This is a genomic window from Sporosarcina sp. FSL K6-6792 (genome assembly GCF_038004885.1).
Lineage (GTDB): Bacteria > Bacillota > Bacilli > Bacillales_A > Planococcaceae > Sporosarcina > Sporosarcina psychrophila.
In genome coordinates this window covers 3,747,033-3,768,837 of record NZ_JBBOSA010000001.1, presented here as the reverse complement: position 1 = coordinate 3,768,837, position 21,805 = coordinate 3,747,033, and the positions used below count along the sequence as shown (strand labels likewise).

The 21,805-nt window shown below is 40.5% G+C and carries 20 protein-coding genes; all 20 read right to left on the bottom strand.

What is annotated here, in order from left to right:
* Window positions 1-296: 296 nt before the first annotated feature.
* On the bottom strand, window positions 297-674 hold the full coding sequence (locus MKZ26_RS18315; RefSeq protein ID WP_340767078.1) for a hypothetical protein: 378 nt from the start codon (window positions 672-674) through the stop codon (window positions 297-299).
* A 339-nt stretch (window positions 675-1,013) separates the two neighbouring features.
* On the bottom strand, window positions 1,014-1,580 hold the full coding sequence (locus MKZ26_RS18310) for a membrane lipoprotein lipid attachment site-containing protein (RefSeq protein WP_340767077.1): 567 nt from the start codon (window positions 1,578-1,580) through the stop codon (window positions 1,014-1,016).
* A gap of 47 nt (window positions 1,581-1,627) precedes the next feature.
* Entirely contained in the window at window positions 1,628-2,074 is a 447-nt protein-coding gene (locus MKZ26_RS18305; RefSeq protein WP_340767076.1) for a DUF5085 family protein, read from the bottom strand.
* Window positions 2,071-2,517: a DUF5085 family protein gene (locus MKZ26_RS18300; protein WP_340767074.1), complete on the bottom strand. Its 447-nt coding sequence runs from the start codon at window positions 2,515-2,517 to the stop codon at window positions 2,071-2,073. The genes MKZ26_RS18305 and MKZ26_RS18300 overlap by 4 nt, the downstream gene beginning before the upstream one ends.
* Window position 2,518: 1 nt before the next feature.
* Complete coding sequence (locus MKZ26_RS18295; protein ID WP_340767073.1) at window positions 2,519-3,295, bottom strand: ABC transporter ATPase; 777 nt, start codon at window positions 3,293-3,295, stop codon at window positions 2,519-2,521.
* Between the two features lie 20 nt (window positions 3,296-3,315).
* Window positions 3,316-4,911 (bottom strand): ribonuclease YeeF family protein, encoded by a 1,596-nt coding sequence (locus MKZ26_RS18290; RefSeq protein ID WP_340767072.1) that lies wholly within the window; start codon window positions 4,909-4,911, stop codon window positions 3,316-3,318.
* The gene (locus tag MKZ26_RS18285) at window positions 4,908-5,210 is read right to left on the bottom strand and encodes a YwqI/YxiC family protein (protein ID WP_340767071.1); all 303 of its coding nucleotides are present in this window, start codon (window positions 5,208-5,210) and stop codon (window positions 4,908-4,910) included. The genes MKZ26_RS18290 and MKZ26_RS18285 overlap by 4 nt, the downstream gene beginning before the upstream one ends.
* Window positions 5,207-5,569 carry a DUF5082 domain-containing protein gene (locus tag MKZ26_RS18280; RefSeq protein WP_340767070.1) on the bottom strand — a complete coding sequence of 121 codons (363 nt, stop codon included), beginning with the start codon at window positions 5,567-5,569 and terminating at the stop codon, window positions 5,207-5,209. Before MKZ26_RS18280 ends, MKZ26_RS18285 begins: the two co-directional genes overlap by 4 nt.
* A gap of 11 nt (window positions 5,570-5,580) precedes the next feature.
* Window positions 5,581-6,117, bottom strand: coding sequence for a type VII secretion EssA family protein (locus MKZ26_RS18275; RefSeq protein ID WP_340767069.1), 537 nt, complete (start codon window positions 6,115-6,117; stop codon window positions 5,581-5,583).
* Entirely contained in the window at window positions 6,107-8,935 is a 2,829-nt protein-coding gene (gene esaA, locus MKZ26_RS18270; RefSeq protein WP_340767068.1) for a type VII secretion protein EsaA, read from the bottom strand. The genes MKZ26_RS18275 and esaA overlap by 11 nt, the downstream gene beginning before the upstream one ends.
* The gene (gene essC / locus MKZ26_RS18265) at window positions 8,932-13,413 is read right to left on the bottom strand and encodes a type VII secretion protein EssC (protein ID WP_340767067.1); all 4,482 of its coding nucleotides are present in this window, start codon (window positions 13,411-13,413) and stop codon (window positions 8,932-8,934) included. Before essC ends, esaA begins: the two co-directional genes overlap by 4 nt.
* 45 nt (window positions 13,414-13,458) lie before the next feature.
* Window positions 13,459-14,814 (bottom strand): type VII secretion protein EssB, encoded by a 1,356-nt coding sequence (essB, locus tag MKZ26_RS18260; RefSeq protein ID WP_340767066.1) that lies wholly within the window; start codon window positions 14,812-14,814, stop codon window positions 13,459-13,461.
* A gap of 13 nt (window positions 14,815-14,827) precedes the next feature.
* Window positions 14,828-15,067, bottom strand: a complete 240-nt coding sequence (locus MKZ26_RS18255) for an EsaB/YukD family protein (protein WP_067212643.1) — start codon at window positions 15,065-15,067, stop codon at window positions 14,828-14,830.
* 80 nt (window positions 15,068-15,147) lie between these two features.
* Window positions 15,148-15,441, bottom strand: coding sequence for a WXG100 family type VII secretion target (locus MKZ26_RS18250; protein ID WP_067212644.1), 294 nt, complete (start codon window positions 15,439-15,441; stop codon window positions 15,148-15,150).
* A gap of 145 nt (window positions 15,442-15,586) precedes the next feature.
* Window positions 15,587-15,937, bottom strand: coding sequence for a hypothetical protein (locus MKZ26_RS18245; protein ID WP_340767065.1), 351 nt, complete (start codon window positions 15,935-15,937; stop codon window positions 15,587-15,589).
* A gap of 17 nt (window positions 15,938-15,954) precedes the next feature.
* Complete coding sequence (locus MKZ26_RS18240; protein ID WP_340767064.1) at window positions 15,955-17,922, bottom strand: DUF6792 domain-containing protein; 1,968 nt, start codon at window positions 17,920-17,922, stop codon at window positions 15,955-15,957.
* Window positions 17,923-17,970: 48 nt separating this feature from the next.
* Window positions 17,971-18,633, bottom strand: a complete 663-nt coding sequence (locus tag MKZ26_RS18235; protein WP_340767063.1) for a hypothetical protein — start codon at window positions 18,631-18,633, stop codon at window positions 17,971-17,973.
* A gap of 645 nt (window positions 18,634-19,278) precedes the next feature.
* The gene (locus tag MKZ26_RS18230; protein ID WP_340767062.1) at window positions 19,279-19,941 is read right to left on the bottom strand and encodes a hypothetical protein; all 663 of its coding nucleotides are present in this window, start codon (window positions 19,939-19,941) and stop codon (window positions 19,279-19,281) included.
* 215 nt (window positions 19,942-20,156) lie between these two features.
* Window positions 20,157-20,810 (bottom strand): hypothetical protein, encoded by a 654-nt coding sequence (locus MKZ26_RS18225; protein WP_340767061.1) that lies wholly within the window; start codon window positions 20,808-20,810, stop codon window positions 20,157-20,159.
* A 162-nt stretch (window positions 20,811-20,972) separates the two neighbouring features.
* The gene (locus MKZ26_RS18220) at window positions 20,973-21,635 is read right to left on the bottom strand and encodes a hypothetical protein (protein ID WP_340767060.1); all 663 of its coding nucleotides are present in this window, start codon (window positions 21,633-21,635) and stop codon (window positions 20,973-20,975) included.
* Window positions 21,636-21,805 lie beyond the last annotated feature (170 nt).

The following is a 21,805-nucleotide window of genomic DNA, read 5'->3' as shown; positions in this document are numbered from 1 at the left end:
GTTGATTAGACACTTTTCCAGAAATGGTTGGAGGCTTGCGGGGATTGGTTGGACACTTCACTGAGTTGGTTAGACACTTCGAGGTTTTTGTTGGACACTCATTCGTTGGTTGGAGGCTTTTCCAGAATGGTTGGACACTTGCGGCGATTCGTTGGACACTTCAAGGGCTCTACACTTATCGCCGTATAGGTCCGCCCCGCATAGTTTCTTTACTTATTCTTCATTATATAAGCTACCTCTCTTATTAAAATTAAAGCTTTTAAAGCAGAACTTGCAATAGGAATGCACTGGAAAATTCATTCCCCTTGAGGCACTTGAATCGAATGTGTTTTTAAATATTCCTTTTTAAAGCCGGAATAGTTTGAGGTCCAAATGCTATGTACAAAATATAAAAAGGGTAGCGCGGCTACTGGCAATAGAAATAACAAGAACCAATATGGGCTTTCCGTGATTCCTAGGATTGTGCCGCCTATGATACCAAACAGAATATAAATCATGGAAATAAAACAAAGACTTGCATAGACAAGAAAAAAACAGGTATTCATATAAACTAATACATACATTCTCATCTTTTTACTTCTTCCTTGTACGAGTTGACTAAACTTCCAAGTCGCCTTTATTTCCAAAGCAGTTTGTTTCAACACTTCCCATACGTTCCTTATTATTTTCTTCACGTTTTCTAGACCTCCCTACATACTTTAAACATAAAAGGCGCTACAACTTCGTAAAAAGCTGTAGCATGTTGACTTAGTTTTTTCAGATATACATTTCTTCAACATAAATTGTAAGTTATCATACTTCTTTTGTTGCAAGTAGTCTGAACAACTTTTTCCAGGAAGCTAGTTCACCTTCTATTTCGAACCCTTTTAATAAGACTTCCGCAATATCTTCGTGCTAAAAAATAGAACGGTATCTCCAACGATGCCGCACGTGTATGGGGTTATGGGCGCTCATAAACGATAATACGAACAACTAAAAGCGTTGCAATCAAAAGTAGCATTGCAACGCTTTCATTAATTTACTGAATCAAATTTAAAATTATCCATCTTCACGACTTGGTTATCTTGTTCAAGTGTGTCGATGAGTGCTTCTTGTTCAGGCGTTATGCTCAGAGAGAATGGAACTGCATGATTCGGTTGAATGATACCTGTTTCCTGCTCGGAAAGGTCCACTTCAACGCCCTCCCACACAAATGCACCATTATCATGACCTAATGTATAGTCGAACTTGATGTTTTTCATCGGTTCATCCAAACGATTAATGGCTAAGAAAAGCAATGAAGCGTTTTCTGTTCCACTGTCCACGATATCAATAATATTAATACTGAAATCATTGGCGAGTCCCATATCTGCATTTTCCGTAATCATTCGATTTAACTCTTTATAGACTTCGCTATTTTCAATCGTTACCCCGGCTTCTTCGTCTGCTTTCAATAATTGCAATGAAAGTGTCTCTTCCCCAACTTGTTGTTCAACTGTTTTATCCACTTTTTCTTCAGCCCCTTTTTCCCTATTATTATCCTTTGAGGCACATCCTGCCAATAGTAAAACTACTATCAAAAAAAATATGGTTTTTTTCATCTAAATCCTCCTAATCAAATTGCAAATAGTAACGCATCGCCTGTTCATCATTGCACGCCTACAGACATCTCCACATTGGTCTGCCCTGCATTCGTTTCTTTGAACTCTACGAATATAGGCGTTTTCCGACTCATTTCATGTTCTTCAATATAAGTGAGAAGCTCCCAAAACGTCACCTGTGACTGGGCATCAAAGTCATCTGTTAGTCGAGTCATAATCATGCGGTCGATCAGGAAATAACTGCTAAAATCAACTTCCTCTTCTTTAGGGATGGTGAAATCATTTTCTTCAATTGGAATAAACAGCTTGGCCGTCATCACTTCGGCAGTGGGATTGCTCATAATGGAAAAGAACATCTTTCCAACTGAATTATACCCATGTTCACTTAATATAGCATCAAAGTCTTGGATAGCTAGATCAATTTCTTCCGGGAGAAAATTGTAGTATTTAGAAGCCACATTTCTGTAGGCGATTTGATGATTTTCGACAATCATTCGTTACCACCCGCTTCTAGAATCGGGCAAAATAGATCAATGATGTAGTCATCATATAATTCATGTACAACGAAAAAGTATGTATCTTCCAATTTGATTTCATTGAAATCTGCATAATCTTTTAGTTTCTGTACAGCAACGTTAACGTCCATTACACCATCTGCCTGACGCAAAAACAATGCTTTTTCCAGTTTAAAGCTATCCTGGAAACTGAAATCCGTTTCTTCTGGCAATTGGACGGGTGAGTTGATAGGTAAATAATAGGTGAAATTCTCCTCTTGGTTGGAATTAACAGAGAAAAATATAGGGCCATTCTTGTAAATGTCTTGACTGACTATGAAATCTTCTAGCTTATTGAAGGGCTTCAGCCAATCTTCCTTCTTTTGTCTTGTTTCATAGCGCAAACAATTGTCAAATTGCAGTGAACGTATGACAATTTCCATTTCACAACTTCCTTCCTTTAGCTAAGTCTTCAGAATCCAAATAACCTCTTTTATTGAAATTAAAGCTTTTGAAGCGGAACTTACAATACAAGATGACGAGCTGCTCCGGCAACACAAAAATCATTGTATAGAATATTGTAAAGCAAATGAGTATAAGCATAATATCCTCGATATCAGCCAAATTGAATGTTCTAACGGCAAATTGAATGATGAATACAAGAGCGGTACTTCCAATAATAATGGCTGGAATATACGTTTTTGTTTCGAATTTTGCCCGGAGTTCATCTCGTTTAGAACCCTTGCGATATTTCCCTTTTCTCAATAAAATAGAAAATCGGATAACTATAGCTACCAATAACAAAGCACCTAAAAACAAGGTTACCATTGTAAATGTCACCAGTGAACTTTCTGAAACTTCCTGATTCTCTCCTATTAAAAATAACCCGCAGATGTAAAAGGATAATGTAAAAGCGTTTTGTGAAACTAAAATAGATAGTAGATATTGGGTTTTTTGACTTCTTTTATAAATAAATGGAATCGCATATATCACGGACAGGATAACTAAAATTACTGTAATCCAGAAATGAACTGTTAGTATCTGATCTTTATATGGGAAGTTCGTCACACTTCCCAGTACTGTATATTCTAGATAGTAAATCAGACTTTGCATGAAGGCCCCCAAAAAAAGTGCACCAGCGAGTGCATTGGGACTTTGCCTACCCGATACCAGTGGTTCACGTAGTACCGATACATCTTCAACAGTTAATTTTTTCAACAAAACAGGGTTTCCTCCATTCATCACCATTTGAAAAGACCTTTGAGTTTATCTAACTGCGAGTTTTTTTTCTCATTGCCATCCTCATCTTTTGATCTCCTATTTAAGAAGCCGTTGATTCCTAATCCCACAAGGACACCGACTGCGGTCCCGACTCCTGGGATTGGTATGAGCGCTGTACCTAGTGCTATACTAGCCGCTTGAACCGCTCCTCCGACAGCTGTATCGATTGCAGTGTCGACCGTAGCTTTAGTTGCAGCCTTCTCAGTGCTTAAACCAGCATCCTTCGCTTCATGATAGTTATTGTAATAGTTTAACCCCGCGCCCACGGGACCTAGTGCTTTTGCGGAACCTTTTAACCAACCACTCTTCGCAATACCTTTCACGTCAACAATATCCTTGAAGGAATTGCCTGCACCTTTAAGTGCTGCGGCTCCGACCGTTTTCCCTTTTTGGCCTAGTGTCGCCTCGGGATTCCAATAAGCAAGGGATGGGTGATTTTTCAATGCTTGTTCACCGACGCCGGACCAGCCACTTTGGCCTGGTTTTTGCGATGCGAACTTCAACGTCGTCTTATTGGTCGCTGCAATCTCATAATGTTTAGGTGACCATTTTTTGCCGCCTTTCGGCACTCTCGAATTGAAGTCACTTAGCGCACTTGCACTGGGTTTGACACGTAAATTATCTAATGCTTTTTGGCTTGCATTGATGCGGTAGGAATAGGCACCTGTTCGCAGATTAACGTGTTTTGAAGTACTTAAACCACCGGCTTTGCCCGCATTGAACAATCCATAACTTGAACGGAATCCAGATAAACCTGTATTTGCTTTTTTAGCCCACCCTACGACTTTCTTCAATAACAAAACTTGGTCATTGGCAGAAGCAGTTGATACCTCTCCCGTTTCATCCTCTGAACCGTCTTCGACAACGCCATTCATAACGTCAACTCGGTGTTGCAGTTCTGTTTTGAGCGGTTGGTTTTCCGATTGCTCCGCCCACTGTTCAGGTTGAAAATCTATATCGGTCAGGCCATTGCTCATCATACCTTCTATTTCAAGCAACCACAGTTCCATTGTCAGCAAATCCGCTTCAATCTGCGTTAATGCAGCTGTCTGCGTTGCATCGAATTCACGGAGATCAGTGACCGTTTTTTCCTGCTTCGTTTGTGCACTTTTCACGCCTTCATGTACTTCGCTGTCATTCAAATGCGGAAGAGCGACGATATCACGGACTTCATCAATGATAGCATTCGCTTCGTCCGTCAAAGTCAGCGTTAATTGGTCAATCGTTGTCAATCCTTTATTAACGTCCGCTTCGAGAAAACTTTCTTGGATGTAACCGTTCGAAGCCGGTTCCAGCGAATCCAGCGCGGACTTCATTTGGGTAAGTACGCTGTCGTAGGCGGTTTTAAACGTTGCGAAAAACTGTAAGAACGGCATATGACAATCGTTATAAAATGCTCGGATAGCGTTTCCGCCTTGCCCCTTTAGGGAATCATCCAGCGCAACGAGCCCTCCAACAGCAGTTTCAATTGCTTTCATCTCACCTTCCAAACGGCTGAGCATAGTAATATTGTTCTGCAAACCTTCTTCAAATGGGCTGACGTCCAGTACCTTCATTGTGACACCTGCTTCGGTCCTGCTAGTGTGCACTGCATGACAGATGCTACTTTTTCATCCGATTCACTCATAAACTTGACTGAATTGGACGTCGTTACACTATTCGCAAGAAGCACCGTTTGATAACTCGTTAATAACGTTTCTAGCTTAGTCGAGAGCTCCGTCAATTTCGTCACGACATCCAGTGTATTTCCTGTAATTGGGGGTTCCGCTTTCGGATTAAGCAATGTGGTTGCATTGCTCATGTCACTGATTTTACTTTCAACATCTGCATACACAATTTTCACTTCGGTCGTCATCTAGTTTTTGCCTCCTCTGCTTCTGCCTTTGCTTCCGCCTCAAGACGCGCAATGGTCTGTTCGATAGAAACGATTTCAGCGTTAAGCGAATTAATCTTGTCAGCAATTGCAGTAAACACGTTCGTGAACTGGGCTCCGGTTATTTCCAGGAAAGGTGTATGGATACCCGCTTCACGAATATCTTGAAAAGCAGTGGCCAGCGTACCGTGCCATGTACTCGCAGATAATTCTGGTTCCAGACATTTTTTTTCTTCCGATTGAAATTCCGTTTGTTTTATCCCTAAGTCTGATTGGCATTTGGTGAGACGCCTCACTTCTTCCAGCTTTTTCCGTAATAGTTCATTGTAATAAGCCAGCAAGTCTTTTCCTCCTATCCTGTTGTTTTATCACTCCGTAGATTTCGTTTATCCCCTTCAGAAGTGTTGACTAGCTTTGGCAAGAAAAACGTAAACAAGGTAACGAGTCCAGCCACAATAATGGCCAACAAAATCAGTGTCCGCGGCGTATTAGTAGCGGTATTCTCTTCTATGATCTTGACAGCGTCGGTTTTCTTTCCACTCTTTTCAGCACTTGTAAAGAGACCGAGTTCGGCTGTTTTTGCTGCGACAGTACTTTTCACTCCACGTTCCTTCGTCTGGAAAAGATAGGCTCCATTGCTTCTCTTCGGTAATTGCCTTCTACCATCAAAGTAAATATCAAACTGTTTAACAGGAATTGTATTTTTCATTTCAACCTTTTTACTGTCATGCAAATAATCGGTGTTTTTCTTGAACTTTAGTTTTTCATAAACAACTGGTTCCAAATCGAGATTGGGTTCATCATCCGGAGCTGCTTGGACGGTACTATGACCCGCCGTCCAAGCGATTAACAGGATTACAAGTAGCAGCCAAGTCGATTTAGTTGTCATGAGCTTGTTCTGCCGTTGACGTGTCATTTGTTTTGTATTTATTGATCAAATAAGAAATCATAATCATCGCAATCGCAATGATTCCTGTAAGTACCGCTCCCCATATGAAGTTCGTTTCAGGTTCATATTTTATGGACATATAAACAGTCGATAAAATATCTGGAATGTTTATTTCAGGTACTGCAAGGATCAGCAGCGGCGTAATGTATAGACACATCAGTACGACACTCGCAATCCATCCTGCTGTTTGACCGAATTCAAGTGCTGCACGAATAACCGCGGCACTAGCCAATAGGAGAAGGATGGTGAATACTGTCCATTCAACTGCACGTTGGTCATTCAGCACATACATATTTATGCTGTAGAGACTGATAATAAGACCTACGAGTAAAGACAGCATGCAAGTCAATCCTAAACGGAAGCCAATTGGACCTTCTTTAATTTGATAACTAAAGAAACCAATTAACAGGCTACTAATAAGCAAAATGAGTAGTAGAATAACAGGCGGTACTTTCCTCACTTCATCCGCAAATGCGGCCTCTCCTTTTACCTGGAGTGGATTGACAAAATGATTGAACACATAGCCATTCTCTTGGCCGTCAACATAGGTGTTACCAAGAAAGTCTTGAATATCCGTATCAAATGCTGACATTGCATCCACATTCGTTTCCCACTTATCGCTGAATGCGGTAGACGTTTCTTTCATATTATCCGCTTTTGCAGTTAGATCACTCGCGTAATTGACAAGACCTTTTTGCCTCTCTGACAATGAATCCATCATGCCGCTGAGCGAAACAAGTTGACTACTAACATTTCTTTGACTAGCAGCAACTTCGCCTTCACTTGTTGCTGCAACAGGTTCGCCTGCAGTATTTTGAATCTGGCTAAGCAAAACGTTTGCTTGCTCATCAATCAAACTCAAATCATTCAATAGCGCAGCATGCTGCTCTTGCACTGTTTCTTTGTAACCGGACATGATTGCAGCAAACGTTGTACTCAACTCGCTCATACCGAGCTCAGTTTCAGGGATACCGTCTCCTACAGAAGTCCAGCCTTCGAGTTCAATTTCATTCATCTCGACAACGTTTTTCAATAATGCGGTTAAGATTTCATCTTTTAGAACGCCATCTTTATGCGTACTTTGCCCCTGCTCGTCAAGGGTAAAACCAAATTGTTCGAGCGTTGCATAATAGGTCAACAATGTTTTTGTATCCGTGCTAGCAGCACCTTTCGCAAACAAGTCTGCTAATCTATTCCGTTGATCCCCCGACAATCCATCGTGCTTAAGAAGGGATGCTTCTTTTTGCTTTATTTGATAAATCATCTGCGCTGTATCTGCAGGGGCTGAATTCAAAATTTGTTGAATCGATTCATATTCCTTGTTCAATACATCATAATCACCAACTAGATCCTTGTAGTCGGTGGATGCTTTTACATAATCATCCGTTCCTTCTTTCTTTGTACCGCTCCAAAGTGCTTCCTTTTCTGACATGACTGCGTTCATCGATGATAGCTCGCCTTCAAGCTGTTCCAATTCACTTATGAATGTAGAATCGGGAGTCGCTTCGGCAACACTAGCTTTCATCGCGGTCAATGCTGCTAAAATCGCAGTCACTTTATTTTGCTCTTCTTCGAGCCCTGGCAATGCAGCTGCGAGCTTAGCACCGGCTTTGCGGTCCATTTCTTCTTTGATCGCGTTCATTTGTTGCTGATCAGCTGTTGGATTAGTTGTACCACCTACAGCCGATCCGTCTTTTCCAGCCGCAATTCCTTTTTCCAAATTACCTAAAATCGAATTATTATAGCGGTCAATCGCAGTTCCTTGGACGACAAGAAGGTCCACTAGTTGTCGATCGACTTCGTTTTTACGCAAATCGGACAGTGCATTGAATTTTTCTTTATTCGCGTCAATTTTTTCATTCACTTTGACAATTTCACCGTTTAACTTTTCGTTATTTTCTTCAAGCACCTGGACCGATTCGTTAAACTGGCTCGATTGAGTTGCCGCAGCAGCGTGAATCTTAGCTAAACTGTCATCTTGGACTTGTTGAAGAATATTTTTTTGCTGTTGCTGAAATTCTTTATACTGCTGTACATATGTGATGAAACCGTTCATTTGCTGTCCGAATGAGTCTGCATTTTCAATTCGGGCATTATGACCATTATTTGCATCACTGATTACGGAGCGCAGTCCTTCCATTTGTTTTTTCTGGCTCTTCATCTCTTCCGCTAGCTTCTCGGACCCTGGTTTATAATAGTCGGACATCGCAGTAAGGAATTCCGTTTCCTTGCCAAGAATAGTTGTGAACTCTTTTTTAATATGATCCATTTCTTGTGCAACATAACTCCAATAGAGTGTCGAAACCTTTTCGTTTACACGGTTTGTGGCCGTTTCAATTTCATGGAGTACTTTTTCTTTTTCTGAACCCGCTTTTTGGCGTTGTACTTCATAGGAGAATTCCGCTTGCTCAGGATTCTGCTGATCATATGACATGATGCTTTCCGAGAAGTCTGAAGGAATATACACAATCGCTTCATGCTGATTCGATTTTAATCCGTTAACGGCAGTACCACGGCTCATGACTTTCCATTCATACTTCGAATCTTCGGCTAGAATGGAAACAACCTCTTCTCCCATATCGACGGTTTCATCATCCTTGGACATACCTTGGTCTTCATTGACAATCGCTATAATTCGTTTATTGGAACTATCCGCGTTAAACAGATTCACACCTAGTAGTTGAAAAAACAAAATGGGAACAGCTAGTATCAGTACAATTCCCGCACCAATTTTCAGTAAACTCTTATTCGTTTTCATTGCAGAATCTTCCTCTCAATCTCACTTAACGGAATTTGTATTTTACTAGCATTGCCATTCAAAATATAATGTGCAAATCCTAACGGAAGATCCATTTCTTTGCGTTCGTACGCAACAGTATATAATGTCTGCTCCGATTTTTTCATGAAGATAAGCGCTTGGCGAACCAGCTTCAATTCATTCGTAAATGCGTCGTAGCCTTTCGTGATTTCCGCATTATTTCCTGAGATAATGACATTAAACCCTAAGTGGGAATACTTTTTCATCAGCTTCGATAAGCGATCTTGTATGCCAATATCTGCTACTTGTAAAAACCGTGTATAGCCATCGATGATGAAATAAGAGGGTACAAGTTCAGCTGCCCTATTTCCTGACTGGACGGTTTCCAGATACGCATTTTCAGCCTGAATGTAGAATTGTTCAGCTTGCGTTAACCACTCCATGAGACGTTCTTTCGTTTCCAAGTAGTCGACTTTCGGGTCTCCAGAAAACATGGATAAGCCCCGGTCAAATGAGTCAAATATCGCGATGAAGCCAACGTCTTGCTCCATCAGCGTATGAAGGATCCACTTCAATGTATTTGTTTTCCCACGCTGTACTTGTCCAACTAGCAGACAATGGCGATTTTTCCTGAAGTCGATCTTTATCGGCCGTACTGTTTCTTCATCCAATCCGATTGCAACAAGTCCATTTTCCTGTTCCCCTGATACATAAGAAGGGAAAATGGTTGACGTCAATTCGAACGGCAACATCGGAATCGGTTGAGGAAGTTCCTCGCCACGGTATTTCTCCTTCAGTTCTCGAGCAATCATTTTAATCGCTTCCAGGACTTCGAAATCATTTGCCCCCGGCGCCGGAAGGAAAACTTGCGCGAAATGTGGATCCTCTTTTTTGATAATGGCCCTGCCAGGGAACGGCTCCAACTCAAATGGGACACGTCCAATGACTGTAAATGATTCTGTCGCATCCATTAAATAATGAACAACTTTCGTTTTCAAATTATTCATGAGTGATTGTCTAACTGACTGCACGCGCGTCGCAGCGATAAACAGATAGATACCAAGCGACTGTCCGTCACGCCCGAATTGGATCAGTTGCATTTCGAGCTCTTCCATCTCTTCACGGATGATATCGTAATTATCGACAACCATGTAGATCAGCGGCAAACGATGCGCAGACAATTCGTTGTACATATTAATATTGCTGACTTCCGCTTGTTGGAATGCTAATTTCCTTTTCGTAATCTCATCTTTCATCAACTTAACGAGTTTTTCCCGCTTCAACTCTTCATCCAGCGTGAAATAGTCAGCTGTATGTGGTAGTTGCCGGAGTGGTAGTAGCGATCCATTGCCGAAGTCCAAAATATAAAAGTTCGCTTCGCTCGGCGGTAGATGATCAGCTATTCCCAGAACTGCCGTCAGCAGTGTATACGACTTTCCATACCCTGATGATCCGAAAACACCCAGATTGCCATCCTTCGTCCAATCATAACCAATTGGTGTTTGACTTTGTTTTTCTGGCTCATCAATCATCCCGAGCGGAAAGCCAACTTGTATTGCAGAACGATCTTCCATCGTTTCGATTCGCATTGCCAGCGGCGGTAACCACGGACTCGCTAACTTCCGGATGGACATATCCGCTTGTGTTTGTGCAATTTTTGCTGTTACGGCTTCCATTTCCGTTAGACCGCTTCTTTTCTTGCTGATATTTGTTTCGATACCGGAAAGAGAATGCAGACCAAGGTCCGTGACAATCGCAATGTCATCTTCGCCCTCCAATGTTTCCTCCATATACGGCGCGCCGCTCCAAGCAGATTGAAACAATTCATAGACTTCATTGTTCCCCACTTGTAAATAGCCTCGACCGGTTACAGTAATTGTGGCAGCATCGCCATTTTTCAAAATCTCTTTACTATCCGATGCATCCTGTACTTTCAATGCGACACGGAAACGGGCATTACTCCAAATCTGTTCGTCGATGATACCGCCCGGTTTTTGTGTTGCCAAAATAAGATGGACACCCAGGCTTCGGCCAATTCTGGCGGTACTAACTAGCTCGCGAATGAATTCAGGTTCTTCACTTTTCAACTCTGCGAATTCATCTGAAATCAGGAACAGATGCGGTAAGGGTTCAGCTGCATTTCCTTCCTTATAGAGCGTCGTGTAATCATCGATATGTGTGACAACATATTGGTCGAATAAACGCTGCCGCCTTTTCAGTTCACTATTAATAGAAGTAAGTGCACGCATACTGAAGTTTTTACTGCCTTCAATGTTTGTGATGGTACCTAATAGATGAGGAATATTTCTAAACGGTTGTGCCATTCCTCCACCCTTATAGTCAATCAATAGAAAAGCGACTTCATGGGGATGGAAATTGACGGCAAGCGATAGAATATACGTTTGAAGAAATTCACTTTTCCCTGAACCCGTCGTCCCTGCCAGCAAGCCATGAGGACCATGCGCTTTTTCGTGTAGATTCAAATGGACAAGTTCCTCTTTTCCTTTGAAACCGATTGGAACGGCAAGTGACTTCGAAGATTCGTTCGTCAGCCAATTGCGTCCAATCGGAACATCTTTAACATCCTTCACCCCGAACATTTCAAGGAAACTGACCGAACTCGGTATCGAATTCTTCATACCAATCTGATGATTGAGCGACTTCAGCATTCGGGCAAAGCGTTCATTCGTTTTCTCATCATAGGCATCCAGTTGAAATGGCGTATTAACTGCTTTTCCAGCATTGATGAGGATATCGCCTTCCCAGTCATTTACGTAACGGACAAGCGTATGAACATTTTCAGTCATACGCTCTTGTGCCGACTCAGCAAATATGACAGAAATGCCGAGATCCTCATTACTTTTCCCTTCCAAGTACTCTAGAATGACATGCTCCGCAATTAACGGGTAATTGGAAACGATGAATACGAGATGTGGTGTGAATCTCACTTTCCCTTTCATGTCATCCATATCGCGTTCGCGAATTATTTCATAGAGTGACGACAGCAACTGATCGCGCGTCTCTTCATTATGAATCAATCCTTTTGCATGCATATTTGGAAGTGTGAAATGTGGCAACCATTTCATCCATTCAATGTCTGCGTAGTCCTTGTTGTTAAAGATGTAGATGAAACGTGTATCATGGTAACTATGAGAAAAAGCGAGTTGCCCAACAATCTGGCGTAATTCACGCTTAATAATCGATGCTTTTCCGATAAGTCCTAAAATCCCTTGCGATATACGGGCAGTGATTGGGGCACCTGGAATTTCCTTATAGACCGTTTCCATGCGCTGTGCTTGTTCCAACAAATCATCGACTTCTCTATTCGCCAAATCCCCCGATGACAACTTAATGTCATAACTAGCGGGCACATTGCCGGTACCAAGTCTAAATTCCAGAAAGTCATGACTTTCCAATGTCTTTTCCCAAATTCTACCCGACAACTGATTCGTCAATTGCTTCATCTGTTCAAACGGTGGAAAATGATAGTCCAATACTTCTTTTTGCTTTTTGGATAATTCATATAGTTCTTGACGCATATTTTGCAAGTAGATTGTGTAGACACGGCGTCTTTTCGCTTCATTTACCTTACGTCTTTTCCGATCTTTAAAAAATTGCACAGTTGAAGTGACCAAGGTCATGAGGAACATGGAAATAGAAATGATGATGAAAATCCCACGGGGTATCAAAATGGCAACAAGCCCCATGACGATGAGCATAACTAGCGGCGGTGCAATAATAAGCAAAAGACCGCGTCCTGAATCATCACTTTCCTGCGTTGGAAAGGATAGTGACACTTTGTCTTCAGGCAAGTCGTAGATCATTCTGGGTGTCCGTCTGTAATCGGGATACATCGTAACGAGTTCAGACTGTGGTACGTCAATTTCTGACAGTCGGGTTTCGTACTGGGCAGCAGTAACGACTTCTAAAATGTCTTGTTCGATTAATTTCATTTCCATGAACGCCCACTGAACTACATCTCCGATTTGAAGGGGCTCATTCATGTCAACTCGTTTGCCATTCACATAGAGCGGGCAACTGTAATTTTTCTTAATAATCCAGCCAGCCAATGTCTTATTCAATGAAAAATGACCGGATTCTACATTTGAAAAAGTAACTTCTTCCCGATTGAATGTTGCAGTTTCAAGTCGACTATCAAACGAAACTTCATTTTCATAGTCGAGATAGTACGTTTTTGTAGAAGCGGGAGCAGTTAAGACATATAAATGAAGAATTAGTTCTTTTTGTTCAATCGACAAACTCCCTTTGTCCGATATTCGACCGACGTGATCGACTCCATCATGAACCGTAAAACCATCCTTTTCCTTCGCTACTGTGAAATGGCCCGATGTAAATGGGTACGACAGGATTGTGATATCATTTTCGATAGCTGGCCCGATAGTTAGCGAAGTAAAAGAATTTTCATCCAAATCGATACGTTGATAATGTTCCCCGTAAAACACCCATAGTTGTTTCATCATGTACACCTTCTTTTTTTAGTTCCTAGTTTTCGCTTACAAATTTCATTCCTTATCTACTGTTTCAACTTTGTCTACCTTCTCTTGCTTTTCAACTTTGTCTGCTTTATCTTGTTTTTCTACTTCGGCTGCCTTTTTTTGTTTCTCTACTTTGTCTAGCTTTTCTTGTTCCACTACTTTAGCTGCCTTTTCTTGCTTTTCTATTTCTGCTTCGGCTTCGGCTTTTTCTGCCTCGTCTTCTTCATTCTGCTCCATCAATTTTTCATACTCTTCCACTTCTCTATCTACTTCTTCTAACAGATATTGTTTCTCTTCGCCTGTAAGCGTGTGATCAGCTTGGATTTCTTCACGTCTTTTAAGTAATCCAAAAGTGATGAGTTCACCATCTTCCATTGACCTAGCCAAATCAACCGCATTCGCGGCTTCCCCCCGGCCAAGATAAATCCAATACTTCAAGTAGTCCGAATCTGTTTGCAATGTGATATTCGACAGCACATTTCTTTTTTGTTCTTCATCCAATTTTTCGTTTGTCACGAACGAATGAGCCAGTTCATACAGCATCACATAAGGCATCGACTTTATGCTGTACGGGCTTAGTACGGTGACGACCTGACTATAATTTCGCTGCAAAAAGTATTCATGGCTATCAATGTACGCTTCATTTTTCGGCTTTTCGTGTATGAAATAAATAAATGCAAATAGTAGTGCTGGAATAAGTAGCACGCTAAGACCGATAGATAACCATTTAGTCATTTTCCACTTTTTACGCGGTAATTTCACAAAGCTTTGTTCTTTGATATCCAAATTTTCAAGTTGTTGCTCAATATAGTCGAGTAGCGCTCGGCTATTCTGAATGGACATCACTTTCGCACTTGTCTCATTAAGCTCCAGGACCTCGTTATACTTTAAATATTCTTCATATGTGAATGAGCCATCTACTGCCGCAGCTACTGCCGCCCTCGTTTCCAGCCAGACGCGCTCTGCATCATTTCTAAATGGCGGCAAACTCTCCATCACCCCGTAATAGATGAAAACAGGGGCCATGCCTTTGCTATACACTATATTTTCGGGACAAACGATCAGATTTAGACGGGGGTATGGATGGGCATCAACCTTTTCTACAAGCTGATGAGCAAATATCCATCTTGACTTAGCATCTTCCGATTGAATTTCATCAAACTGCTTCAACGAACTTGGTATGTCTGCTTGTATGATTAACTCGTCATCTGTTATGACAATTTCTTTTCTGATTTCAGGATTGACTTCTTTTAAAAAGACAATCTCAGTACTTCTTTTAAAACCGAAACGTTCTTTTTGGAAGATGAATGTTCTTTTGTTCTCTTCTTCATTGATCTCTACACCTATCAAATCTTTTAAATATGTATGTACATGAGTCGGCATCTTTTTTTCTCCTTCAAATGATTTCAATACGGTCACCTGTCCTAATCCCACAATGTGCCAGTGTCAAATGCCCTGGAAATAGCTTGTCTTTATTAACTACCCGTATCCAGTGACCTTCACGCGGATTTATTGAAATAGAATTTGCCTGCCAAGCAATGTCTATCATTTTTTTCATAGTATAGTAATCGGATAATCTAAGATCGATTATATCGCCCTCGTAATTTGAAAGATCTACAGTAATTTCGATATACATAATTTCCACCTCAATGAAGGAAAAGCGCCTTCCTTTTAGGGAATGACGCTCCACTATTTTCAACTTCTGAATCTGAACAATTAGCCGCGAATTTGACCAGCGATTTGCTGATCCGCGTCTTGTAATGCTTGTCCTGCACGGCTTAACTGTACGCCGACTTCGCTTAATAATTCACGCATTTCGTTAAAACTTGGCTTAAGGCGCTCATATTGCTCCGCAAACGCTGCACTAGAAGCCCCTTCCCACATGGATTGCAATTCACCAATCATTCCGTCCAAACGGCCGATTTGTGAAGCAACCTCCCCTGATTCGTGATTGTAGCGTGATGCCATTGCATCCAGTTCTGCTGGTGTTACGCGAATAATTCCTGACATTCCAAACATCTCCCTTTTCCTTGAATTTTAGTGCATGTATAAAATAACTGTATAAATAACGACAATTTCTTATCGCAATACAGAAACTTCTGAATTTAGACTCGCGTTTTTTGCGGCATCACCTCCTTTCCGTTTCGATGAGCGATTATGGTGCAAGAATCATCGATGTAGTCTCTACTGTTTCCCTAATCCGATAAGTGATTGTGATTGGTTGAGTCGCAAGGTCATTGTAAATCGTGTTATATTCCCGTGTTGCACCTGTCACAAAATACTTTTGAAAGTTGCTGATATTAACTTGTTCAATCGCTCGTTCATCGACTTCAGCTATTATTTTTTCAACAATAGTGCCTTTTGCATGCTGTAATTCCGCATCAACCAACCGATTCAATCGAAGCGCCAATTCTTCCATTTCGCCCAGCAGACCATTCACATATACACCACTGGGCTGCATGTCTTCGTTTGGTAAAAAACAATAATCCATATTGATTTGTCCCAATTTCAACTCCCCCTCCATTAGCGAAGCTCAAACATCACAGTAAGTTGCTGATCTTCAGTAAAAAGTTGAATAATTGCATCCTTCATTTGACTGAATAACAGCTTCCCTTTTTCTATATCGGCTGCGTAGAAACTTTGAATTCCATCCATCACATTTGTAATTTGTGACGGCATGGGCGGAATGTGTTCTTGAACAGAAATACCGATCATCTCGCGATCACCACCGCCAAGCAAATAACTGTATGAATGAGGATTCGTTTCCATATAGCCTATTTGAGTTAGTATGTCTTTTCGTCTGGACTCGTAAGGTTGTTCAAACTTCTCGATATAAGCACGTTGTATACGCTGGATGACATGGCTCTTTTCTTCGTAGTTATCCAATCCCATCCAATACAACCGGGTCGCAGAAGATACATTCACCTCGATAATGGAAGCTCCCCCTCCTGCGGAATAAATGAGGTCATTCCCTACATAGCGCCGATTCGGTTGGGAAAGCCCGTTGATAAGAGCCTCTAATGCATGCGCATCGAATGATCCTAATACATCTGCTAGAAGGTCCTTCCCTGATTCCCATAAAAGATGAAAGTCAGATACGATACCATCCAATTGTTGAATCGCATACTTAATTCCCTTGAAGCTATCATTGAACCCTTTTATTGTCGTGATATCAAAAGTCGAAATTGCAAGCAACACATTCGACACCTTCTCCGCACGCTCCTGTATGCTTCTCAAATAATCTGAAATCCGTTGTCCCTCTTCCCCCGACATTGCATCGGCAATCACTATAAGCGTCGGAAGCTGCTTGATCAACGTTAGCAGCCGTTCTTGAATAACAGGAATTTGGTTAACAATTCCCTTGAAAGCCGCATGCCGATTCTTTGCCGCCTTGAATGGATTGGAGATTGTAAATTTCGCAATGTTTTTCAGGCTTAAAGCCCCTTCACTTTCGGGATCTCCAGTCAGCAAGACATTAACATTTTGAAGGAAGTTATTATCGATGCCCGTTGCAAAGTAGAATAACCCATCCATCCCCGCCTCCTCATAGTAAGGTGCCGCTGTCGCTACGTACTTTTGCAATGATTGCAACTGCTTATCCGGAATTCTACTGATTACATCGTGAAGTCCTGTTATGTTAGGGTCCGTATCGACTACTTGTTCATTTCCAAAACGTATAAATCCTCTGGTAAGATGTAAGGGATAGAGCGCATCTTCTTCAGATGTAATATGCTCGATGTGTTTGCCCTTTGATTTGTAGTAATTTAATGCGAAAGTACGGAGTTGATTTGGGTCGAGTTCGTATAGTTCATCGACATCTTGGAAGTGTTGTCCGAACCTTTTTTGAATTCCATTAAAAAAGTCCGTGTCATTTGCAGCAAGTTGATAGACGGTCGGCGCTGCATCATTTAATGCATAAACTCCGTCAAAATCTGCCCCCATTAAATTCAGCATTTGAATGTGGTTGCCGCCTAGCGAATGGCCTATGCCAATTTTTCTTAGTTCTGGAATACTCATATCGTTTTCACTCGTATTTCTCGTTTTAATTACCTTATTTATTTCTTCGCTTGCCCATTTCTCGAAATCCTTCGCATCTTGCAATTGATCATTTACTTTCCCAGTGAAAATACCTAACCCATTGTATATCCAGTCGAGTGGTTGCCCGTCTCCCTCTCCACCACTCTCTGCGTGCTCAGAGCCACGAGGTATCGTATAACTTTGATTAACGCCCTTCTCTGGATCGTAGAAATGAATGACCGTCCCATCGAAACCGCTATCTCTACCCTCTCTTTTGAAATCATCGGATTTATATAAAGTAATCGCACTTGGTGGTTCTGCACCTGTTTCTTCAATATAAATACGACGTATTTCCTCTACCGTAATTGAAGTGAATTTCCCATCATCTATAGTTCCATATTCTAATTGCGCAATTCGCGCTTTAAGAATAGCGGAGTTGAGTACGTCTAATTGTTCGTCATTTGGTTTATTCATCTTGTCCTCCCCTCTAGTAAGACTTGGATAGTAAATACACGATCTGCTTTAATTCTCAAATTTTACTGATTTGACTAGTTTCCAAAAATGTTCTTCAATACTTTTTGTATCTGCATTACAATTTGTAGTCCAGTCACTGCAATGGTGATTTAAAAAAACACCTAATGCTTTATCACTGTTTTTATGTTTAATGAAGCCTATATGTGAATAGACCGGAATTTTTTCTTCTCCTTCTTCTCCAACCTCAGAAATTCTTTTACCATAGTAATAAATATTATTCTTATCTTCACTTTTACTATATTCCCCCTCAAATTTAGAGAAGTCAGACAAGTGTTCTAAACCTATCTCCTCAGAGTCTGGGCGATCTTCAAACTGCGCAAATAAGCCATAGGAAAGATTTTCTTCGTTATCTAGCCATGCATATGAAAAGCGTTCCCAGTGCTTTTCTCGCTTTTCATAAAACCCTTCGGATAGTTTAGCATCCACAGGTATCCACATCGTATATGCCTCTGTCCATGGCTTAAAAGCATAATGCCCTTCTGCCACTTCGTCAGTTGAAACGAGGAAAGTACGTGTAAACCCATCTTGTGCTGCAATTGTATCTGGAAGTTCCGTCGTTGTTTCCTCATTATCGCCCGATTTCTCCATACCTGTGCAGCCCCCTATCAATATCGAAAAAACTATCAAGATTGTCATTTGTAATCGTTTCAACTCATAGTCTCCTTCCAATTGAACCCTTCATCTCTTAGTTGGTTGCATGTGTTTTTCATGATGGAATTCAATCTTGCCGGAATACGGCTTCGTATAAGAAATCTTATAACTTCGGAGGACGCCGCTTAGATTATCCAGCCAATTTTACTAAGTCTTTATCGCTAGCCGACGAATATGTTACTCGATTGATTTTTACTGACTCTTTTATTTGCTAAAAATTCATTTTAATTAATTCCCATAGGTTTCCATTATATTAATAAATAACACTTGGATAAGCCGCTGTCAAAGAACACCAATTTTCAGCAAATTAGACTCAGCCCTTTAAGCCCACTTAACTATTTAAAATCTATTTTTCGGAGTAATAATTGGTTGATATCAATCTAGTTAAGTGGTTATTATTTAATAGATAATCAAGATTTCCATTCCGAATCTATTACTTTAGATTCATTTTAAGTTTTTGAAAATTAAAATAATATCTCGATATAAAGATGCTTGAAATGAAGGGATGTATTTGATTTGGAAATTGACTGAGGGTTTTTATTCATGGGGCATAGCGGAATTGAGTTTATCTAGTTGTTCGTCATTCGATTTATTCATCTTGTCCCCCCCTCTAACAAGACTTGGATAATTAATTTATGATCTACTTTAATCCTCAAATTTCACTGATTTGACCAGTTTCCAAAAATGGTCTTCAATACTTTTTGTATTTGCATTACAATTTGTGGTCCAATCACTGCAATGGTGATTGAATAATATCCCCAATGCTTTATCACTGTTTTTATGTTTAATGAAGCCTATATGTGAATAGACGGGGATTTTTTCTTCTCCTTCTTGACCAGACTCATAAATTCTTTCACCATAATAATAGATATTGTTTTCATCTTCGCTCTTACTATATTCACCCTCAAACTTTGCAAAGTCAGACAGGTGTTGTAAACCTACTTTCTCGGAGTCAGGTCGATCCTCAAATTGACCGTAAACTCCATAGGATAAATTTTCTTCGTTATCTAGCCACGCATATAAAAATCGTTCCCAGTGCTTTTCTCTTTTCTCATAAAAGACAGAATCCAATGTTGCATCTGTCGGAATCCACATCGTATATGCCTCTGTCCAGGGCTTAAAGGCATAATGCCCATCCGCAACTTCGTCAGTTGAAATGAGGAAAGAGCGTGTGTATTCATCTTGTACGGCAATCGTATCTGGAAGGTCTGTTTTTGTTTCCCCATTATCGCCCGACTTCTCCACGCCTGTGCAGCCCCCTATCAAAATCGTAACAACTATCAAGATTGTCATTTGTAATCGTTTCAACTCGTAGTCTCCTTCCAATTAAACCCTTCGTTTCTAAGTTGGTTTGTATGTATTTTTCATCATGGGAATAAATCCCGCCGGAACACTATATTCAATAGACATTCTACGAACTACGGCGTACACTGTTGGATTTATTTATCTAATTATTCGTCATTTGATTTATTAATCTTGTCCTCCCCTCTAGCAAGACTTGGATAATTAATTCATAATCTATTTTAATCCTCAAATTTTACTGATTTGACCAGTTTCCAAAAATGATCTTCAATACTTTTTGTATCTGCATTACAGTTTGTGGTCCAATCACTGCAATTCCGTTCATATATTATTCCAATCGATTTATCACTTTCTTTATGTTTAATAAAACCCATATGAGCATATACAGGTATACTGTTTTCTCCAACTTCAAAAATATCAGTTGCATAGTAATAAATATTATCGCCTTCTTCGAAACGTTCGTAGTTTCCTTCATATTTTGCGTAGAAAGACAGGTGATCCAAACCTACTTTTTCAGAATCAGGTCGTTCTTCAAAAAGGCCATACAATAGGTAGGAAATGTTTTCTTCCTCTTCTTCCCATGCATATAAGAATCGTTCAAAATGTTTTTCCCTTTTTTCATAAAATGTAGAATCCAATGTTGCATCTGTCGGAATCCACATCGTATATGCCTCTGTCCATGGCTTAAAGGCATAATGCCCTTCTGCCACTTCGTCAGTTGAAACGAGGAAAGTACGTGTAAACTCATCTTGTGCTGCAATTGTATCTGAAAGGTCCGTTGTTGTTTCATCATTATCGCCCGATTTCTCCATGCCTGTGCAGCCCACTATCAAAACCGAAAAAACTATCAAGATTGTCATTTGTAATCGTTTCAACTCGTAGTCTCCTTCCAATGGAACCCTTCGTTTTTTAGTAGGTTTGTATGTGTTTTTGATGAAGGGAATACAATATAGCTGAAATACAAATTTGCAAAATAAATCTAATAACTGCTGAGTTCATCCTTTAGATTCCTCATGCTAGTTAATCCATGATTTAGCTTAATCCTCAAATTTTACTGATTTGACCAATCCCCAAAAATGATCTTTAATACTTTTTGTATCTGCATTACAATTTGTTGTCCAATCACTGCAATGGTGATCAAATAATATCCCCAATGCTTTATCACTGTTTTTATGTTTAATGAAGCCTATATGTGAATAGACAGGAATTTTTTCCTCCCCTTCTTGTCCAGTCTCATAAACACTTTTACCATAATAATAGATATTGTTTTCATCGTCACTTTTACTATATTCACCCACATACTGAGCGTAGTCAGACAAATGTTCTAACCCTACCACTTCAGAGTCAGGTCGATCTTCAAACTGCGCAAATAAGCCGTAGGAAAGATTTTCTTCGTTATCTAGCCATGCATAAGAAAATCGTTCCCAGTGCTTTTCTCGCTTTTCATAAAACCCTTCGGATAGTTTAGCATCCACAGGTATCCACATCGTATATGCCTCTGTCCATGGCTTAAAAGCATAATGCCCTTCTGCCACTTCGTCAGTTGAAACGAGGAAAGTACGTGTAAACTCATCTTGTGCTGCAATTGTATCTGGAAGGTCCGTTGTTGTTTCTTCATTATCGCCCGATTTCTCCATTCCTGTGCAGCCCACTATCAAAATCGTAAAAACTATCAAGATTGTCATTTGTAATCGTTTCAACGCGTAGACTCCTTCCAATTGGCCCCTTCGTTTCTAAGTTGGTTTGTATGAGGTTTTCATCATGGAATTTAATCTTGCCAGAAATAAAAAATCCAAAATACAAGGGAGTACTCAGCTTAGATTAACCAGTCAATTCGACTAAATCTTTATCGCTATATAAAGTTAATCTT